The 16508-nt window shown below is 65.6% G+C and carries 14 protein-coding genes; 5 read left to right on the forward strand and 9 right to left on the reverse strand.

From position 1 onward, the window contains the following. The first annotated feature begins 4 nt into the window (after positions 1-4). Positions 5-1078, forward strand: coding sequence for a heat-inducible transcriptional repressor HrcA (hrcA, locus tag ACR9ZN_RS20665; RefSeq protein WP_434959706.1), 1074 nt, complete (start codon positions 5-7; stop codon positions 1076-1078). A 44-nt stretch (positions 1079-1122) separates the two neighbouring features. Here hrcA and ACR9ZN_RS20670 read toward each other — a convergent pair whose 3' ends face one another. From ACR9ZN_RS20670 to ACR9ZN_RS20695, 6 genes are all read right to left on the reverse strand, one after another. Then, positions 1123-2115, reverse strand: coding sequence for a GlxA family transcriptional regulator (locus ACR9ZN_RS20670; RefSeq protein WP_434958317.1), 993 nt, complete (start codon positions 2113-2115; stop codon positions 1123-1125). Positions 2116-2234: 119 nt separating this feature from the next. Then, positions 2235-2642, reverse strand: a complete 408-nt coding sequence (locus ACR9ZN_RS20675) for a VOC family protein (RefSeq protein ID WP_481273060.1) — start codon at positions 2640-2642, stop codon at positions 2235-2237. Positions 2643-2676: 34 nt separating this feature from the next. Next, positions 2677-3204, reverse strand: coding sequence for a molybdopterin adenylyltransferase (gene mog, locus ACR9ZN_RS20680; RefSeq protein WP_481273061.1), 528 nt, complete (start codon positions 3202-3204; stop codon positions 2677-2679). A gap of 5 nt (positions 3205-3209) precedes the next feature. Beyond that, on the reverse strand, positions 3210-4088 hold the full coding sequence (locus ACR9ZN_RS20685) for a transglutaminase family protein (RefSeq protein ID WP_481273062.1): 879 nt from the start codon (positions 4086-4088) through the stop codon (positions 3210-3212). Positions 4089-4173: 85 nt separating this feature from the next. Next, positions 4174-6690 (reverse strand): circularly permuted type 2 ATP-grasp protein, encoded by a 2517-nt coding sequence (locus ACR9ZN_RS20690; RefSeq protein ID WP_481273063.1) that lies wholly within the window; start codon positions 6688-6690, stop codon positions 4174-4176. A gap of 136 nt (positions 6691-6826) precedes the next feature. Then, complete coding sequence (locus tag ACR9ZN_RS20695) at positions 6827-10201, reverse strand: transglutaminase family protein (RefSeq protein ID WP_481273064.1); 3375 nt, start codon at positions 10199-10201, stop codon at positions 6827-6829. 219 nt (positions 10202-10420) lie between these two features. Here ACR9ZN_RS20695 and ACR9ZN_RS20700 point away from each other — a divergent pair, with 219 nt between their 5' ends. Further along, on the forward strand, positions 10421-10750 hold the full coding sequence (locus tag ACR9ZN_RS20700; protein WP_434958323.1) for a hypothetical protein: 330 nt from the start codon (positions 10421-10423) through the stop codon (positions 10748-10750). A gap of 105 nt (positions 10751-10855) precedes the next feature. On the opposite strand, the gene ACR9ZN_RS20705 is transcribed toward ACR9ZN_RS20700, so the two are convergent. Beyond that, positions 10856-11938 carry a cobalt-precorrin-5B (C(1))-methyltransferase gene (locus tag ACR9ZN_RS20705; protein ID WP_481273065.1) on the reverse strand — a complete coding sequence of 361 codons (1083 nt, stop codon included), beginning with the start codon at positions 11936-11938 and terminating at the stop codon, positions 10856-10858. A 191-nt stretch (positions 11939-12129) separates the two neighbouring features. Here ACR9ZN_RS20705 and ACR9ZN_RS20710 point away from each other — a divergent pair, with 191 nt between their 5' ends. Further along, positions 12130-12750: a 2,3-bisphosphoglycerate-dependent phosphoglycerate mutase gene (locus tag ACR9ZN_RS20710; RefSeq protein WP_149253465.1), complete on the forward strand. Its 621-nt coding sequence runs from the start codon at positions 12130-12132 to the stop codon at positions 12748-12750. A gap of 256 nt (positions 12751-13006) precedes the next feature. Then, entirely contained in the window at positions 13007-14137 is a 1131-nt protein-coding gene (gene lldD / locus ACR9ZN_RS20715; RefSeq protein ID WP_481273066.1) for an FMN-dependent L-lactate dehydrogenase LldD, read from the forward strand. A gap of 61 nt (positions 14138-14198) precedes the next feature. Here the strand turns inward: lldD and ACR9ZN_RS20720 are convergent, their stop codons facing one another. Next, complete coding sequence (locus ACR9ZN_RS20720) at positions 14199-15101, reverse strand: methylated-DNA--[protein]-cysteine S-methyltransferase (RefSeq protein ID WP_434958327.1); 903 nt, start codon at positions 15099-15101, stop codon at positions 14199-14201. Between the two features lie 82 nt (positions 15102-15183). Continuing rightward, positions 15184-15675, reverse strand: coding sequence for a DUF2244 domain-containing protein (locus ACR9ZN_RS20725; protein ID WP_481273067.1), 492 nt, complete (start codon positions 15673-15675; stop codon positions 15184-15186). Positions 15676-15724: 49 nt separating this feature from the next. Here ACR9ZN_RS20725 and nth point away from each other — a divergent pair, with 49 nt between their 5' ends. After that, on the forward strand, positions 15725-16507 hold the full coding sequence (gene nth / locus ACR9ZN_RS20730; RefSeq protein ID WP_434958329.1) for an endonuclease III: 783 nt from the start codon (positions 15725-15727) through the stop codon (positions 16505-16507). Position 16508 lies beyond the last annotated feature (1 nt).

Here is a 16508-nt window from a genome sequence, read left to right on the forward strand (position 1 = left end):
CGCTGTGACGCCGACCATTCCTTCGAGTGAACTTGCCCAGCTGAACGAACGCTCGCGCGAGATATTCCGCCAGATCGTCGATTCCTATCTTGCGACGGGCGAACCCGTCGGCTCCCGCAACATTTCGCGCCTGCTGCCGACCTCGCTGTCGCCGGCCTCGGTGCGCAATGTCATGCAGGATCTCGAGCTGCTGGGCCTGATCCAGGCTCCGCATACCAGTGCGGGGCGGCTGCCGACCGAACTGGGCTTGCGCTTCTTCATCGACGCCATGCTGGAATTCGGCGACCTCGCCGCCCAGGACCGGGCGCAGATCGATGCCCAGATCCGGGCCGGAACCTCCTCCCGCTCCCTGGAAGACGTTTTGATCGAGGCCTCCGCCACCCTGTCGGGCCTGTCGCGCGGCGCCGGCGTGGTCGTCACCGGCAAGCGCGACCAGCGCCTGAAGCATATCGAATTCGTGCGCCTCGAACCCACCCAGGCTCTGGTCATCCTGGTCTCCGAGGAAGGCACGGTGGAGAACCGTGTCATTACGGTACCCGTCGGCCTGCCGACATCGGCACTGGTGGAGGCTTCGAACTATCTCAACGCCCGTGCCCGCGGCAAGACGCTGGATGACCTCAAGCGCGAGATGAGCAGCGCCCTCGATGCCGGCCGCGCCGAACTCGACGACCTCACCACCAAGTTGATCGATACCGGCCTGGCAAGCTGGAGCGGTGCCTCTTCCGACCTGCCGCAACAGCTCATCGTCCGCGGCCAGGCCAATCTGCTTGAAGACCTGCATGCCGGAGAGGATCTGGAGCGCATCCGCCTGCTCTTCGCCGACATCGAGGCCAAGAAAGACCTGATCGACCTGCTCGGCCGCGCCGAGGGCGGCGACGGCGTGCGTATCTTCATCGGTTCGGAGAACAAGCTGTTCTCGCTGTCGGGTTCCTCGATGATTGCGGCCCCCTTCCGGGACGGCAATCAGAAGATCGTCGGGGTGCTTGGCGTGATCGGACCGACACGGCTGAATTATGCCCGCGTGGTGCCGATGGTCGACTATACCGCCAAGGTCATCGGGAAGTTGCTGAAGACCTGAAGCACCATCCCAACCCCCGGCCGGCAATGCCCTGCGATTTCGCATCAGCCGCGCTTTTGGACCCCCGGGTTTTCGCCTTCCCGCCGGTCCTCGCGCGGCGTCACCGCAAAATGCGCGCGATAAGATCGCGAAAGACAGGATGCGGAGGAATAGCCGCAGGCCATGGCGATCTCCATCACGCTCATGTCGGTCTGGCGCAACAGCAGGCGGGCGCGCTGCAACCGCAGGTGCAGATAATAGTTGGCCGGCGAATCCTTGAGTTCGGCCCGGAACAGGCGCTCGAGCTGGCGGGCCGAAACACCCGAGAGGGCCGCAAGCGCCTTGGCGTCGAGCGGCGCCTCCAGATTGGCCTCCATTGCCGCCACCACGCGGATCAACTTGCCATTGGCGACGCCCAGGCGCTTGGGCAGGCTCATGCGCTGGCGGTCATGGCGTGGGCGCAACCTGTCATGGATGAACTGCTCGGACACCGCCACTGCCAGCGCCTGCCCATATTGGCGGGCGATCATGTCGAGCATCAGGTCGAGGGCCGCCGTGCCGCCGGCACAGGTGAAATGCTTGGCCGACACCTCGAACAACGCCTCGCTGATCTCGATGTCGGGAAAGGCCTCGGCAAAGCCGGGCGCAGCCTCCCAATGCATGGTGACCTTGCCGCCACTGAGCAAGCCGGCGGCAGCCAGGATCCAGGCCCCGGTATCGAGCGCGCCGATCTCGGTGCCGCGGCGGGCGAGATGGCGCAGGCGCGCCAGCATCGCCTTGCTGGCATAATGCTCCGGCTCGAAGCTGGAGCAGACGATCAGGGTGGGAATGTCACCACTGGCAGGCAGCGCCCCGCCCACCGGGATCGGCCAGCCATTGGAAGCCTTGACGGGCTCGCCGTCCATCGACCAGGCCCGCCAGTCGAAGACCTGCCGCCTGGCCATGCGGTTGGCGACGCGCAGCGGCTCGACGGCGGCGGAGAACGCCATCATCGAAAATTGCGGGACCAGCAGGAAATCGATCCGGATGGGCCCCGGCCCCGCATGCGGCTTGAACACGACTATTGCTCCGGGCGATCAAAGCACTCTCGAGAAAAGTTGATCGACTTTTCGATTAAGAAAATGCGCCAAAACAAGGAATTAGAGAAAACTGCGATCTCTTCGAATCGCAATTTTCTCTAGGACGCGATCAAATCGCCACGATAGACAATATGGATCTTGTTGCCATCGGGATCGCGCAGATAGGCACCATAATAGCCCTTGCCATAATGCGCCCTCTCGCCGGGCTGACCCTCGTCGACGCCGCCGGCCGTCATGCCACCCGCATAGGCGGCGTCGACAGCCTCGGGCGAGACTGCCTGGAAGGCGACCATGCTGCCATTGCCGGCCGTGGCGGGATGCCGGTTGAACGGGTTATAGGCATAAAAGCGCGGCAAAGGCCTGGTGGGGTCGATCCAGCAGCGGGCGGCTGGGCCATCGTCCGCCGTGACGGGACGCTGGCGCAGACCGAGCGGCGCCAACAGGGCATCGTAGAAGCGAGCGGCGCGCTCGAGAGCGGCGACGCCGACCGTGACATGACTGAACATAGCCTTGTTCCTTGCTTGACGCCCTGCCTTCCGATCAGCCACCCGGCCTGAACGCCTTACACACCGCCGGATCCGTCTCCAGCCGCGGGCCCTCGATCAGGTCGATGCAATAGGGAATAGCGGGGAAAACCGCCATGAGGCATTGCTCGATCGAGGCCGGCTTGCCCGGCAGGTTGACCATCAGCGTCTGGCCGCGGATGCCTGCGGTCTGGCGCGAGAGAATGGCCGTCGGCACATATTTCAGGCTTTCCTGGCGCATCAGCTCGCCAAAGCCCGGCATCATCTTGGCGCACACGGCCTCGGTGGCCTCGGGCGTGACGTCGCGACGGGCCGGACCCGTGCCGCCTGTGGTGCAGACCAGGCAGCACCCTTCCTCGTCGGCAAGCTCGACCAGCGTCCGTTCGATCAGGTCCTGCTCGTCGGCGATGACCCTCACCACGGCTTCCCAGGGCGAGGTCAGCACGCGTTGCAGAAAGCCGGCGATGGCGGGACCGCTCTTGTCCTCGTAGATCCCGGCGCTGGCGCGATCCGAGATGGTCAGAATTCCGATCCTGGCAGTCATTTCGATCATCCTAAAGGCGCGACATCCACCGAGACGCGCAGGCTATGGCCGGCCGAGGCGACGACGACGCCATCCACCGGCGCGACGTCGGCGTAGTCACGCCCGACGGCGAGGCGGACATGGTCTTCGCCTGCCGGCACCGCATTGGTCGGGTCGAGATCGACCCAGCCGAGCCCGGCGCCGCACCATACCGAAACCCAGGCATGACTGGCATCCGCACCCACCAGCCTCTCCTGACCGGGCGGCGGATGGGTTCGCAGATAGCCTGAAACATAGGCCGCAGGAATACCAATCGCGCGCAAGCCCGCCAGCATCCAATGCGCGAAGTCCTGGCAAACGCCGTGGCGCGCGCGGGCAACCACGTCGAGCGGGGTGGAAATATCGGTGGCGTTGGGGTCGTAGACGAAATCGCGATGGATGCGTTTCATCATCTCGACGGCCCCGTCGAGCACCGGCCGCCCCGGCTCGAAGGAGGCAAGCGCATAATCGCGGGCCTCGGCGAGCAGCGGCACATAACGGCTGGCGAAAAGATAATGCGCCGGTGCCGAACCGCCGAAGTCTGGCACCAGCAGTGCACTCTGGCTGACCTCACCCCAGGACGGGGTCAGCAAGGCATGGGGCATTTCGCGCGGCTGGACCTCGATACGCACACGCGATTCGAAACGGTGCCGGGTGGCTGCGCCGGCAAAGCGGACATGCGTGGTATGATTGCCGAAGAAGTCGACGGCGTCGGTCTGCTCCAGTGGCTTGGGCGTGATGGTGAGCTGGGCCGAGAACACCCGCTGATTGCCGCCGCTCTCGGGCTGCAGATGCAGCGTGCAGCGAGCCGCCGCGACCTCGGTCCGGTAGAGATAGGTCGTGGTGTGGCGAATGAGATAGAGCACGAGCCGCCTCAGCCGACAGATTTCGCGGAGGGACGCAACGTCAGGCGTCGCGCTACATTCTTGCACGCCTGGCCCTGCTCCACCATTACCCCAGCCCCTCGGCGGTTTCGGCCATAGCTTCGTCCTGGTTGAAATAGCGGGCTGACAAGTCCGAGGACAGCGCGAGCAGCCGGTTCTCGAAGCCGAGAATCATGCGGTCGTCGACATCGGCCGCCTGCGTGGTCTCGATCTCGGCTCGCATCAGGCGGATGGTGCGGGTGAGCGCATCCACCTCGCCGTCCCGATAGGTGCGCGGCAGGGCCGCCAGATGCTCGGCGGCGTGAATGACCTGATAGGCGACCGAACGCGGATTGCCGTCATCGAGCAGGACGAGGTCGACCACCGGCAAGCGCAACGTTCCCATCAGATAGCGGGCCCGATAGGTGATGCGGCTGTCCGTCACGCGCAGCAAGGCATCGAGCATGTCGGCACTGGCGCTCTCGTCGCCCAAGCGGCGGATGAGCCGGCAGGTCTGGATGGCACGTTCGATATGGTGCCCGATGCGCAGGAAGCGCCAGCCCGAGAGCTGGTTCATGTTCTCATGCGCGAGGCCCGACAAGGCCGCCAGCGTGTGGAGATAGCGATCCGCCCGGTCGGCGGAAGGCAGGCTGCGGTCCCCCACGACCATGGCGTCTAGGTTGGCGATGGCCTGTGTGGCGTCGCGCGACAGCCTCTCGCGAATGGCGGATGCCGTCCGCGCCGCCGCGCCGATCAACGCTGGCATGCCGCCAGATTCATCGCCATCCAGCACGTCCCGCAGAATGTCTTCAGCGGTCGCAACGGGCTCGACGGCAACCTTGCCGCCCCTGCGGCCACCGGACACTTCCGGCTTCTCGCTCTTGGCCGCCGCCCCCCAGGCAATCAGCAGATCGGTGAGGCGCTGCGTGGCCGCGGCAACCTCTTCGTCCGCCTCCGCCGCGATCTCGCCGACGGCTCGTACGACACGTAGAGTCGCTTCGGCACGCTCGAGATAGCGCCCAAGCCAGAACAGATTGTCGGCCGCCCGGCTCGGCAAATGGCCGAGGCTGCGCTTGATCGCAACCTTGCCCGGCACCGGCAGCAGGCTGACATGATCGACCGGCCGTTCCGACGTCACCCAGACGTCGGCCGAGCGCCCGCCATGCTGCATCGACAGGGCACGTGGATCATTGCTGTCGCCCACGCGGCAAAAGCCGCCGCGCATCACCTTCCAGCCCTCCGACGTCGCGACCGCATAGACCCGCAGGGTGAAAGGATGCGGCTCCAGGCGCTTGCCGTTCCAGACCGGCATGGTGGAGAGCCTGACCACTTCCTGCGCCACCACTTCGAGAGGATGAGCCTTCACGACCTCGCGCAGGTGTGCCTGGCCCGCCGCGTCCTGATCGGCCACGACGCTCGCGCCGCCGCGCGTCAGGCCGGCAACCTCGCGCGTGAAGGCCGGCAGTACGGCCAGTTGCTCGAAATCGCCCAGGGCCTCCGCGCGCGCGCCGGCCTCGCCGCACCACCAGGTGGCGACATTCGGCAGGATGAGGTCGCTGCCGGTGAGCCGGCGCGCCAGGGCCGGCATGAAAGCCAGCATGGCCGGAGCTTCCACCAGCCCGGCACCCAGGCTATTGGCCAGGGCCACCGAGCCCTTCCTGACGGCCTGCACCAGACCCGGCACGCCCAGGCGCGAGCCGGCATTGAGCTCGAGCGGATCGGCGAAATCAGCATCGAGGCGGCGCACGAGCGCATCGATGCGCTTCAACCCCTCGATGGTGCGGACATAGACACTGCCATCCTGCACGGTGAGATCGGCGCCCTCCACCAGGAGGAGGCCGAGATAACGGGCGAGATAGGCGTGCTCGAAATAAGTCTCGTTGGCCGGCCCCGGCGTCAGCAGGCCGATACGGGAGCCCTCCCGCCCGGCCTTGGTCGCAAGGGTCGAGCGCATGGCCTGGAAGAAACCCGCCAGCCGCTCGACCTGCATGTCGCGATAAAGGGCGGGCAGCGCGGCTGAGATGGCGAGCCGGTTTTCCAGCGCGTATCCCATGCCGGAAGGCGCCTGGGCACGGTCCTTGAGCACCCACCAGCTTCCGTCGGGGCCCCGGCCGAGATCGGCGGCATAGATGACTAGATGCTCGCCGCCGAGCGGCGTGCCGCCAGCCACGGCACGCTGGAAGTCGGGATTGCCCGCGATCACGGCCGCCGGCAGCGCACCGTCTCGCACCAGAGTGGCCGGGCCGTAGAGATCCGACAACACGGTTTCGAGCAGTTGTGCGCGCTGCGCGATGCCCGCCTCGATGCCGCGCCACTCGGCATCGGGGATCACCAGCGGCACATGGGCAAGCGGCCAGGGCCGGTCGCGTCCGTCGGGCGTGTCGTAGACGCGATAATAGACGCCCGAATTCTTGATCTGGCGATCGGCAACCGCAAAGCGCTGCGAGACGACGGCCGCCCTGTAGCGGGCCATCTCGTTCAGCACCGGCAACCAATGCGGACGCACTTCCCCCGCCGCCGTTATCAACTCGTCGGCGACCCCCGGCAAAGGCCGGTACTCCGCAAGCAAGGAACGCAGGCCGGGGTTGCGAGACCTGGCGAGCATCAGGGCAGCCCAGGAGAGTGGATGCAGGTCGGCAAGGTCAGCCTGTCAGAACAAGACCCATTCTCCCACAGCGGGACATGGGAAACCGCCCCAATCTTGCCGGCGTAGATATGCATCGATGGGTCCGCCGCCCCTCTCATCGCGCTGCCCTGCGCAGGTCGAGGGTGAAGGGAAACTCCCCCTTGCTTTCCTCGGGCGGAACCGCCGGCCAGCCAGGGCTGTGCCCGATGGGCTCGAAGCGGGCGAGCCGCCGGGCCTGCGCCTCGTAGGCGTTGACCGGGAAGGTTTCGTAATTGCGCCCGCCGGGATGCGCGACGTGATAGGTGCAGCCGCCGAGCGAACGGTTCGACCAGGTATCGATGACATCGAAGGTCAGCGGCGCATGCACCGGAATGGTCGGATGCAGGCCGGAGGCGGGTTGCCAAGCCTTGAAGCGCAGGCCGGCCACGGCTTCTCCGGCTCGGCCGGTAGCGTTCATCGGCAAGCGCCGACCATTGCAGGCGATGACATGGCGGGCGGGATTGAAGCCTTCGACCTTGACCTGCAGCCGCTCGGTTGAACTATCCACGTATCGTACCGTCCCCCCGGCAAGGCCTTCCTCGCCCAGCACATGCCAGGGTTCGAGGGCCTGACGCACTTCCAGACCAACCCCTTCATAATCGACCTTGCCGTAGAACGGGAAGCGGAATTCGAGCTGCGCCTGATACCAGACTGGATCGAAGGCGTACCCGGCGCGGGCGAGATCGGCGAGCACGTCCTGGAAATCGGCCCAGACGAAATGGGGCAGCATGAAGCGATCATGCAACTGGGTGCCCCAGCGCACGAAGGAACCTTCCTGCGGCTCGCGCCAGAACCAGGCGACCAGCGCCCGCAACAGCAATTGCTGGGCCAGCGACATGCGGTAGTCCGGCGGCATCTCGAAGGAGCGAAACTCGATCAGGCCAAGCCGGCCGGTGGCGGAATCCGGCGAATAGAGCTTGTCGATACAGATTTCAGCACGATGCGTGTTGCCGGAGACGTCGACCAGCAGGTTGCGGAAGAGACGGTCGACCAGCCAGGGTGGCGGCAGGTCGTCAGCGGAACGACCGGCGGAATTGCCGCCATGCGGTCCGCGTACCCGCTCCATGGCGATCTCGAGTTCGTAGAGGCTATCATGCCGCGCCTCGTCGATGCGCGGGGCCTGGCTGGTTGGTCCGATGAACAGGCCCGAGAACATATAGGACAGGCAGGGATGGCGCTGCCAGTAGAGCACGATGCTCTTGAGCAAATCTGGTCGCCGGAGGAAGGGGCTGTCGGCGGGCGTGACGCCGCCGAGCACGACATGGTTGCCGCCTCCGGTCCCGACATGGCGCCCGTCGATCATGAATTTGTCCGCCCCGAGCCGACTGAGCCGGGCCTCCTCATAGATGGTGGAGGTGATCGCCACCGTCTCGGCCCAGGAGGCGCCGGGCTGGATATTGACTTCGATCACGCCGGGATCGGGCGTGACCTTGATCATCTGGATGCGCGGATCATGGGGTGGCGGATAGCCTTCGATGTGGACGGTGAGGCCGTTGGCCTCGGCCGTCTCCTCCGCGACCGCCAGCAATTCCAGATAGTCCTCGATGCTCTCAACGGGCGGCATGAACACGCACAGCACGCCGTCGCGCATCTCGAAGGTCAAGGCCGTGCGCACCACGCCGGTGCCGAATTCCTGGTCCACCTGCGCCTGCTGGCGGAGGCTGCCATTCTTGCTTTCGCTGGCCCGCCGCGGCTGACGCGCCAATTCGGCCCGGTCCGGCAATTCGCCGCGCGGCACCGTCGGATCGACCGGATGCACATGCGGAAAGGCCTTGGGCGGCACGTGAGGCAGGCTCGACAAGGGGAGCCGATAGCCGGCGGGGGAATCGCCCGGCACCAGGAAGAGCTTGCCCCGGCGCATGCGCCAGAGTTCGCTGACCCAGCCATCGCGCCGTTCGGCGTTCCAGCGCTGCACAGGCAGGACATAGGCGGCCGGCTGGTCGAGGCCGCGATCGAAAACCCGGGCGATACGAGCGCGATCCTCGGGATCGGCGAGCTTGGACTCCATCGGATCGACATTGTCGGGAAGCTGGGCCTCCTGCAGGATCCAGTGGGCGGCATCCTCAAAGGCCGGCATTGCATAAGCAGGCTCGATCCCCAGGCGTTCGGCCATCCCCTCGGCGAGGATCCGCATCGGCGCGGGATCGAAGACCTTGCGGATCGGGTGCTTGCCGTTCGGGCCGTTCGCGGGCTTCGGCTCGCGGGCGATGAGCTCGGCATTCTGCCAGATCGGTTTGCCGTCCTTGCGCCAATAGAGCGAAAAGGCCCAGCGCGGCAGGGACTCGCCCGGATACCATTTGCCCTGGCCGTAATGCAGGAAGCCCCCGGGTGCAAAGGCCGCGCGTAAGCGGCGGATCAGCGTATCGGCGAGACCGCGCTTGGTCGGGCCGACGGCGCCCGTATTCCATTCCTCCCCCTGATAGTCGTCTATGGAGACGAAAGTGGGCTCACCCCCCAGCGTCAGGCGCACGTCCTGCTTGACGAGGTCGGCTTCGACCTCCTGTCCGAGCGCATCGAGTTCGCGCCAGGATTCGTCGGAGAAGGGGAAGGTCACGCGCGGGGATTCGGCGATGCGCCGCACCGGCATCTCGAAGGAGAACTGGCTCTCGACCGGCCCGGTGGCGCTCAGCGCACCGCTGATCGGGGCAGCCGAGGCATAATGGGGCGTGGCGGCCAGCGGAATATGGCCTTCACCCGTCAGCAGCCCGGAGGTGGCATCCATGCCGATCCAGCCTGCGCCCGGCAGATAGACCTCGGCCCAGGCATGCAGATCGGCGAAATCGGCATCGACGCCGCGCGGGCCGTCGAGCGCCTTGAGATCGTGGGTGAGCTGGATCGAATAGCCCGAGACGAAACGGGCGGCGAGACCAAGCCGGCGCAGGACCTGCACCAGCAGCCAGGCGCTGTCTCGGCAGGAGCCCGAGCGCAAGGCCAGCGTTTCCTCCGGCGCCTGCACGCCCGGCTCCATACGGATGGTATAGGCGACCTCGCGCTGCAGGCGCTGGTTGAGCTCGACCAGGAAGTCGACGACCTGAAGCCCCTTCATCTCGATCGAGGCCATGAAGGCAGCCAGCCCCTCGCCCGCCGGCTCGATCTCCAGATAGGGCGCAAGCTCATGCGCCAGCTCGGCGGGATAGGCAAAGGGCAGATGGCTGGCGTAATCCTCCACGAAGAAATCGAAGGGATTGACCACCGAGAAATCGGCAACGAGGTCGACCTCGATCTGAAAGCGGGTCGCCGGCTCGGGAAAGACGAAGCGGGCGAGCCAGTTGCCGTGCGGATCCTGCTGCCAATTGATGAAATGATGGGCAGGCTCGACCTTCAGCGCGTAGCTGACGATGCGCGTTCGAGAATGCTGGGCAGGCCGGAGCCGGACGATCTGGGGAGACAAGATCACCGGACGGTCATAGTCGTAGGTCGTGCGGTGATAGAGGGCGGCAACGATCGACAAGGCGAGACCCCTAACCAAGAGATGGCTGCAGCGTATCGGTTTGCCCTCGAACTAGGCAAGCCTATTCAGAAGGCAGAGCACGGCCATCTTTGCCCAATCCGGGCCCTTCGAGTGCGAGACTCAGCCACGATTTTTTAACGGGAGCAAGGTAAGCAGACCAAGAGGCGCCCTTTTGGAGGCACCCTTTTGGCTACGCCCTTTCGGTCGAGGAATATCATCATGAAGCGTCCGGCGTCCGGTTTCGCCGCTCTCTTGCTCTGCCTGTCCGCCGTCTGCGCGAGCGCGCTGCCGGCACAGGCCACCACCTTGCCGGTCTACCAGTACAAGCTGTTCTGCCAGCAGCTCGGCAAGGGAAACCCCGTGATGATCCAGAACTGCGAGACGCAGGAAATCATGTCCTACAACCAATTGCGCCGGATCTGGCGCGCTCCGCCCGCCGCCGAGGTGCAGGACCGCTGCTTTTCCCGCCACCAGCCCGCGCCGCGCACGGGGCTGGGCTCCTATGTGAAATTCCTCAACTGCATCACCACCAATACGGGTCACGGCTGAGCGGGGACGAGGCGATATTTGCGGGTGCAGGGCCGTCTTGCACGTTCTTCCTTCCCGCAAGCGCTGTGTTTCCAAGAACGGGCAAGATGCCCGTGCACCCGGATTTCAGTCCGCGCGCGCCAGCAAGTCCCCATCACGACCGAAAATGGCGATGTCGAGGCTGATCTCGGCATCGCGCAGCACGGTGGCCGCCGTCCGCAGGGCGTGACGAGCCACCAGAGGCGGCAGATCGAGGCCCGCCTCCCCGGCGATCTCCAGGGCTTCGATCGCGGTATTGGCCTGCGAGACGCGGTAGGCCGTCTCGCCATCGCCGCCCAGTTCCTCCACCCGCTCCGCCAGCCAGCGCAGATCGACCGGGCCGGCGCGTGAATGGAGATCCAGCAGGCCCTGGCCCAGCTTGGTGATCTTGGCAAAGCCACCGGCCACGGTGACACGCGGCACCGGGTGTACCCTGAGATATTTCAGCATGCCGCCGACGAAATCCCCCATGTCAATGAGCGCGATCTCCGGAAGGCCGTAGAGCCTGGCTACGGCCTCCTCGGAGGCCGCCCCAGTGGCGCCGGCGACATGATCAAGCCCGGCCCCGCGCGCCACGTCGATGCCGCGGTGGATCGAATGGATCCAGGCCGAGCAGGAAAAGGGCACGACGATGCCGGTCGTGCCCAGCACGGAAAGGCCGCCGACGATGCCGAGCCGGCCGTTCAGGGTCTTGCGCGCAATCGCCTCTCCATCGGCGATGGCGACGGTCACCTCGACATCCCCGGCGGCGCCATGTGCGGCCGCGACCTCCGCAATGGCCGCGGCGATCATGCTGCGCGGCCCGGGATTGATGGCTGGCTCGCCCACCGGCAGGGGCAGCCCCGGCCGGGTGACGGTTCCCACCCCCTCCCCCGCCCGGAAGGTGACACCCGTCCCCGGCGCAGCCGGACGAACCGTCGATGTGACCAGGGCGCCGTGGGTGACGTCGGGATCATCCCCCGCATCCTTGACGATGGTGGCGCAGGCCCACCCCTCGCCGCGTTCATGCCTGGCCAAAGTAAAAGCGGGTCGCTCGCCCCGCGGCAGCGTGATCACGACCGGATCGGGAAACTCCTCGCCGAGCAGTGCCGCATAGGCGGCCTTCGCGGCCGCCGCGGCGCAGGCGCCGGTGGTCCAGCCGTAGCGCAGAGGGGATGAGGGGTCACGCAAGACAGGAACCCAGCGAGATCATCAGTTTGACCGTCGCCAAAGTCATGATCCGACGACGGGACGGCAACGTCGATATTCGCCGTTTTGCCAGTCCCAGTCCACTTTGCCAATCCAGGGCGCATTCGGCCAGTGCAATTAATTGCAATCCCGGTTATGTCAGCGCTACTGCGACCTGAAACGGGATCCCTTTGATGACTGCCACTCTCGTGCTCTGCCGCCATGGCCAAAGCGACTGGAACCTCAAGAACCTGTTCACTGGCTGGCGTGATCCCGGCCTGACGGAGAAGGGCGTGGCCGAGGCGCACGAGGCGGGGCGCCGTCTCAAGGCTCTCGGGCTCAAGGCCGACATCGCCTTCACCTCCGTGCTGTCGCGCGCCCAGCACACCACCAAGATCATCCTCGGCGAACTCGGCCAGGACGGGTTGGAGACCATCAACGACCAGGCGCTCAACGAGCGCGACTATGGCGATCTCTCCGGCCTCAACAAGGACGAGGCTCGCGTGAAGTTCGGCGAGGAGCAGGTACATATCTGGCGCCGTTCCTACGACGTGCCGCCGCCCGGCGGCGAGAGCCTGAAGGACACGGCGGCGCGCGTGCTGCCCTATTACATCCATCGCATCCAGCCCCAGGTGATGGCCGGCAAGACCGTGCTGGTCGGCGCCCATGGCAATTCGCTGCGCGCTTTGATCATGGCACTGGAAGGTCTGACGGGCGAGGAGATCGTCAAGCGCGAACTCGATACCGGCGTGCCGATCGTCTACCGCCTGAACCCGGACACCACGATCGCCAGCAAGCAGGAACTGAAGGGATAACCGGTGTGCCCGCCTGTGCGCCCTTATCGCGGCGTCTGCTCGATTGGGAACGAAAGAAGCACCAACCCTTGTCATGCCCGGGCTTGACCGGGGCATCCAGCGCCTCTTATTGACCATCTCGGAACAAGGACTGGATTGCCGGGTCACGCCCGGCAATGACAAAGGTAGAGCCGATATAAGTATCGTTGCACGAGACTACGTGCCTGTTTGAAGACCGGCCCGTTGCAACATTGGGCAGGAAGCCTGCAAGACCATCATGATCATTGCCTCCCCCTCCGACTATCGTGCCGCCGCCAGGCGCAAGCTGCCGCGCTTCATGTTCGACTATGTCGACGGCGGCGCCTATGCCGAGCACACGCTGCGGGCCAATGTCAGCGATCTCGAAGGGATCAGCCTCAGGCAGCGCATCCTCAAGAATGTCGAGAAGCTGAGCCTGGAGACCGAGATCTTCGGGCGCAAATTCGCCATGCCGGTCATCCTCGCGCCCGTCGGCATCACCGGCATGCTGGCCCGCCGCGGTGAGGTGCAGGTGGCCAAGGCCGCCGCCGCCAAGGGCATCGCCATGACGCTCTCCACCGTTTCGATCTGCCCGATCGAGGAGGTGGTACCGGCAAGCCCTGCCCCAATCTGGTTCCAGCTCTATGTGCTGCGCGACCGTGGCTTCATGAAGAACGCCCTGGAGCGCGCCCAGGCCGCCGGCATCACCACGCTGGTCTTCACCGTCGACATGCCCACCCCCGGCGCGCGCTATCGCGACCCGCATTCGGGCATGTCGGGGCCTTTCGGCCCGCAGCGGCGGATCCTGCAGTCGATGTTCAAGCCGCAATGGGCCCTCGATGTCGGGATGATGGGCAAGCCGCACGATCTCGGCAACGTCTCGCGCTATCTCGGCAAGCCCACGGGCCTGGCCGACTATATCGGTTGGCTCGCCAAGAATTTCGATCCCTCGATCAGCTGGTCGGACCTCGAATGGATCCGCGACTACTGGAAGGGGCCGATGATCATCAAGGGGATTCTCGACCCCGAGGATGCCCGTGATGCCGTCACCTTCGGGGCCGATGGCATCGTGGTCTCCAACCATGGCGGACGCCAGCTTGACGGCGTGCTCTCCAGCGCCCGCGCCCTGCCGGCGATTGCCGACGCCGTCGGCGGCGACCTCACCGTGCTGGCCGACTCAGGCATCCGATCCGGCCTCGACGTGGTGCGCATGCTCGCCCTGGGCGCCAAGGGCGTCATGCTCGGCCGCGCCTTCGCCTATGCGCTGGCGAGCGCCGGCCAGGCCGGCGTCGAGAATCTGCTCGACATCATCGCCAAGGAAATGCGGGTGGCAATGACTCTGACCGGGGTGGAGCGCATCGACCAGATCGGCCGCAGCAGCCTGGCATAAGCCTTGGAGCGCGGACATCGCCCCATGACTTCATGGGGCTGAGATGTCCGCGCTCCGTGCTTTACGCAGCCCCGCTGCGCACCCGTCCGCCTTCCCAGCCCAGCATGGCCTGCTTGCGCGTCAGGCCCCAGTGATAACCGGTCAATTCGCCGGAGCGACCGATCACGCGGTGACAGGGCACGACGAAGGAAAGCGGGTTCTTGCCCACCGCCGCGCCCACGGCACGCGAGGCCTTGGGATTGCCGATATGGCTGGCGATATCGCCATAGGTGGTGGCCCGGCCCATCGGGATGTTCAAGAGCGTACGCCAGACGCGGACTTCGAAATCGGTGCCGATCATCACTACGTTGAGCGGCCTGTCGGCCTGCCAGCGGCTCGGATCGAAGATGCGGCCGGCATAGGGCGCCGTCACCATCGAATCCTCGCGCAGTTCCGCGTTGGGCCAGCGCTTGCGCATATCGGCCAGCGCAACGGCCTCCTCGCCTGGATCGGCGAAGGCGACACCGGCGAGCCCGAGCGGGGCCACCATCACCAGTGCCGTGCCGAAGGGCGAGGGATGGAAGCCATAGGAGATGGTCAGGCCCGCCCCGCCAGTCTTGAAGGCGCCGGGCGTCATCGCCTCATGGGTCACGAACAGATCATGCAGTCGCGCCGGGCCGGACAGGCCGAGCTCATAGGTGGCATCCAGGATCGAGGCGGAGTCGCGCAGGAGGTCGCGGGCCCGGTCGAGCGTTACCGCCGCCAGGAAATCCTTGGGCGTGATGCCGGCCCAACGCCGGAAGAGATGGTGGAAATGCGAGACTGACAGGCCGACATGACCGGCAATGTCCTCGAGCGAGGGCTGGTGCTGCGCCTTCCTGGTGATATAGGCGACCGCCTTGCGGATGCGATCATAGTCCTCGGGCGAATTGGCAAGGGGCGAAGCCAGCGGCACTTCGGCGAAATCGGGCAGGGTTATCGACATGGAACCTCTCCAGGCACAATTACTTGTACCCTGGATAGACCTGCTTCAACGGGCTTCCCACCCGAAAGCTGCGATGGGGCTGTCAGACGCGCCGGGCCTTGTTCAGAGCCCGGGAGAAGGCATCCGCAAAATCGCCCTTCTCGGAAGCACCGAGGAAGCGGGCGATTTCCACCTCACGGCCACGCTGCACCAAAGCGAGGCGCATCACGCCGAACTCCTCGTGCTCGTCGCTCTGCAGCCGCACCCAGCGCGGATTGAAGATCCACTCCCGGCGCTGTCCCTTGGGATCGATGCGCGAGAACAACAGCCGAACTGGCGTCAGCAGCACGTGTTCGCGCAGCTTGGCCCCCCGATAATTGAGCTTGAACATCACATAGAGCAGGCCGACATCGAGCCCGAAAAAGCCGACCACCGGCCAGGCTCCCATCATGTAGAAGGGGATGGAGAGCAGCGTCGAGGCAAAGCCGACCACGACGAGGAGGTTGCGAAAACCCCGTGGCCCGAGCGAGCGATGCGGGTAGAGCACCGCGTCGAAGACCGGCTCTTCCAAGGCCACCCCCGAGGATATCTCCAAGGGTGCTTCTTGGCGCTTTTCCTGGGGCATTTTCGGGTTGGCGCTTTGCATGGCGGCCTACTATAAGCCTTTCATGCCCCGCCGCCAGACTCAAATCCCCACCCTGTCCGTTGCCTCCCCTGCGACAAAATCGGCAGGCCGGACCAAGGCGAAGGCCAATGCCGCCGCGGCCTCCGCCGGCACCCAGCGCGCAGCTTTGCCGCAGTCCGAGATCACCGAGATCTTCCGGCGCTTTTCGCAGGCAATGCCCGAGCCGAAGGGCGAGCTCGACTATGTCAACGCCTATACGCTGCTGGTGGCGGTGGTGCTTTCGGCCCAGGCGACCGACGTCGGCGTCAACAAGGCGACCAAGGCGCTGTTCGCCATCGCTGACACGCCGAAGAAGATGATCGCCCTCGGCGAGGAACAACTGATTGGCCATATCAAGACCATCGGCCTGTTCCGCACCAAGGCCAGGAACGTCATCGCCCTCTCCCGACTGCTCGTGGACGAGCATGGCGGCGAGGTGCCTGTCACCCGCGAGATTCTCGAAACCCTGCCGGGCGTCGGCCGCAAGACGGCCAATGTCGTGCTCAACATCGCTTTCGGCCTGCCGACCATCGCCGTGGACACCCATCTCTTCCGGGTCGCCAACCGCACCGGCCTCGCGCCCGGCAAGACGCCGTTGGCGGTGGAATTGGGCTTGGAGAAGGTGGTGCCGGCGACCTATGCGCGCCATGCCCATCACTGGCTCATCCTGCATGGACGCTATGTCTGCAAGGCGATCAAGCCCGCCTGCCCCGCCTGCCTGATCCGCGACATCTGCCTGTTCGAGGACAAGACGACGGCGTGAT

This window comes from Labrys sp. HAY1-8F (assembly GCF_056754975.1).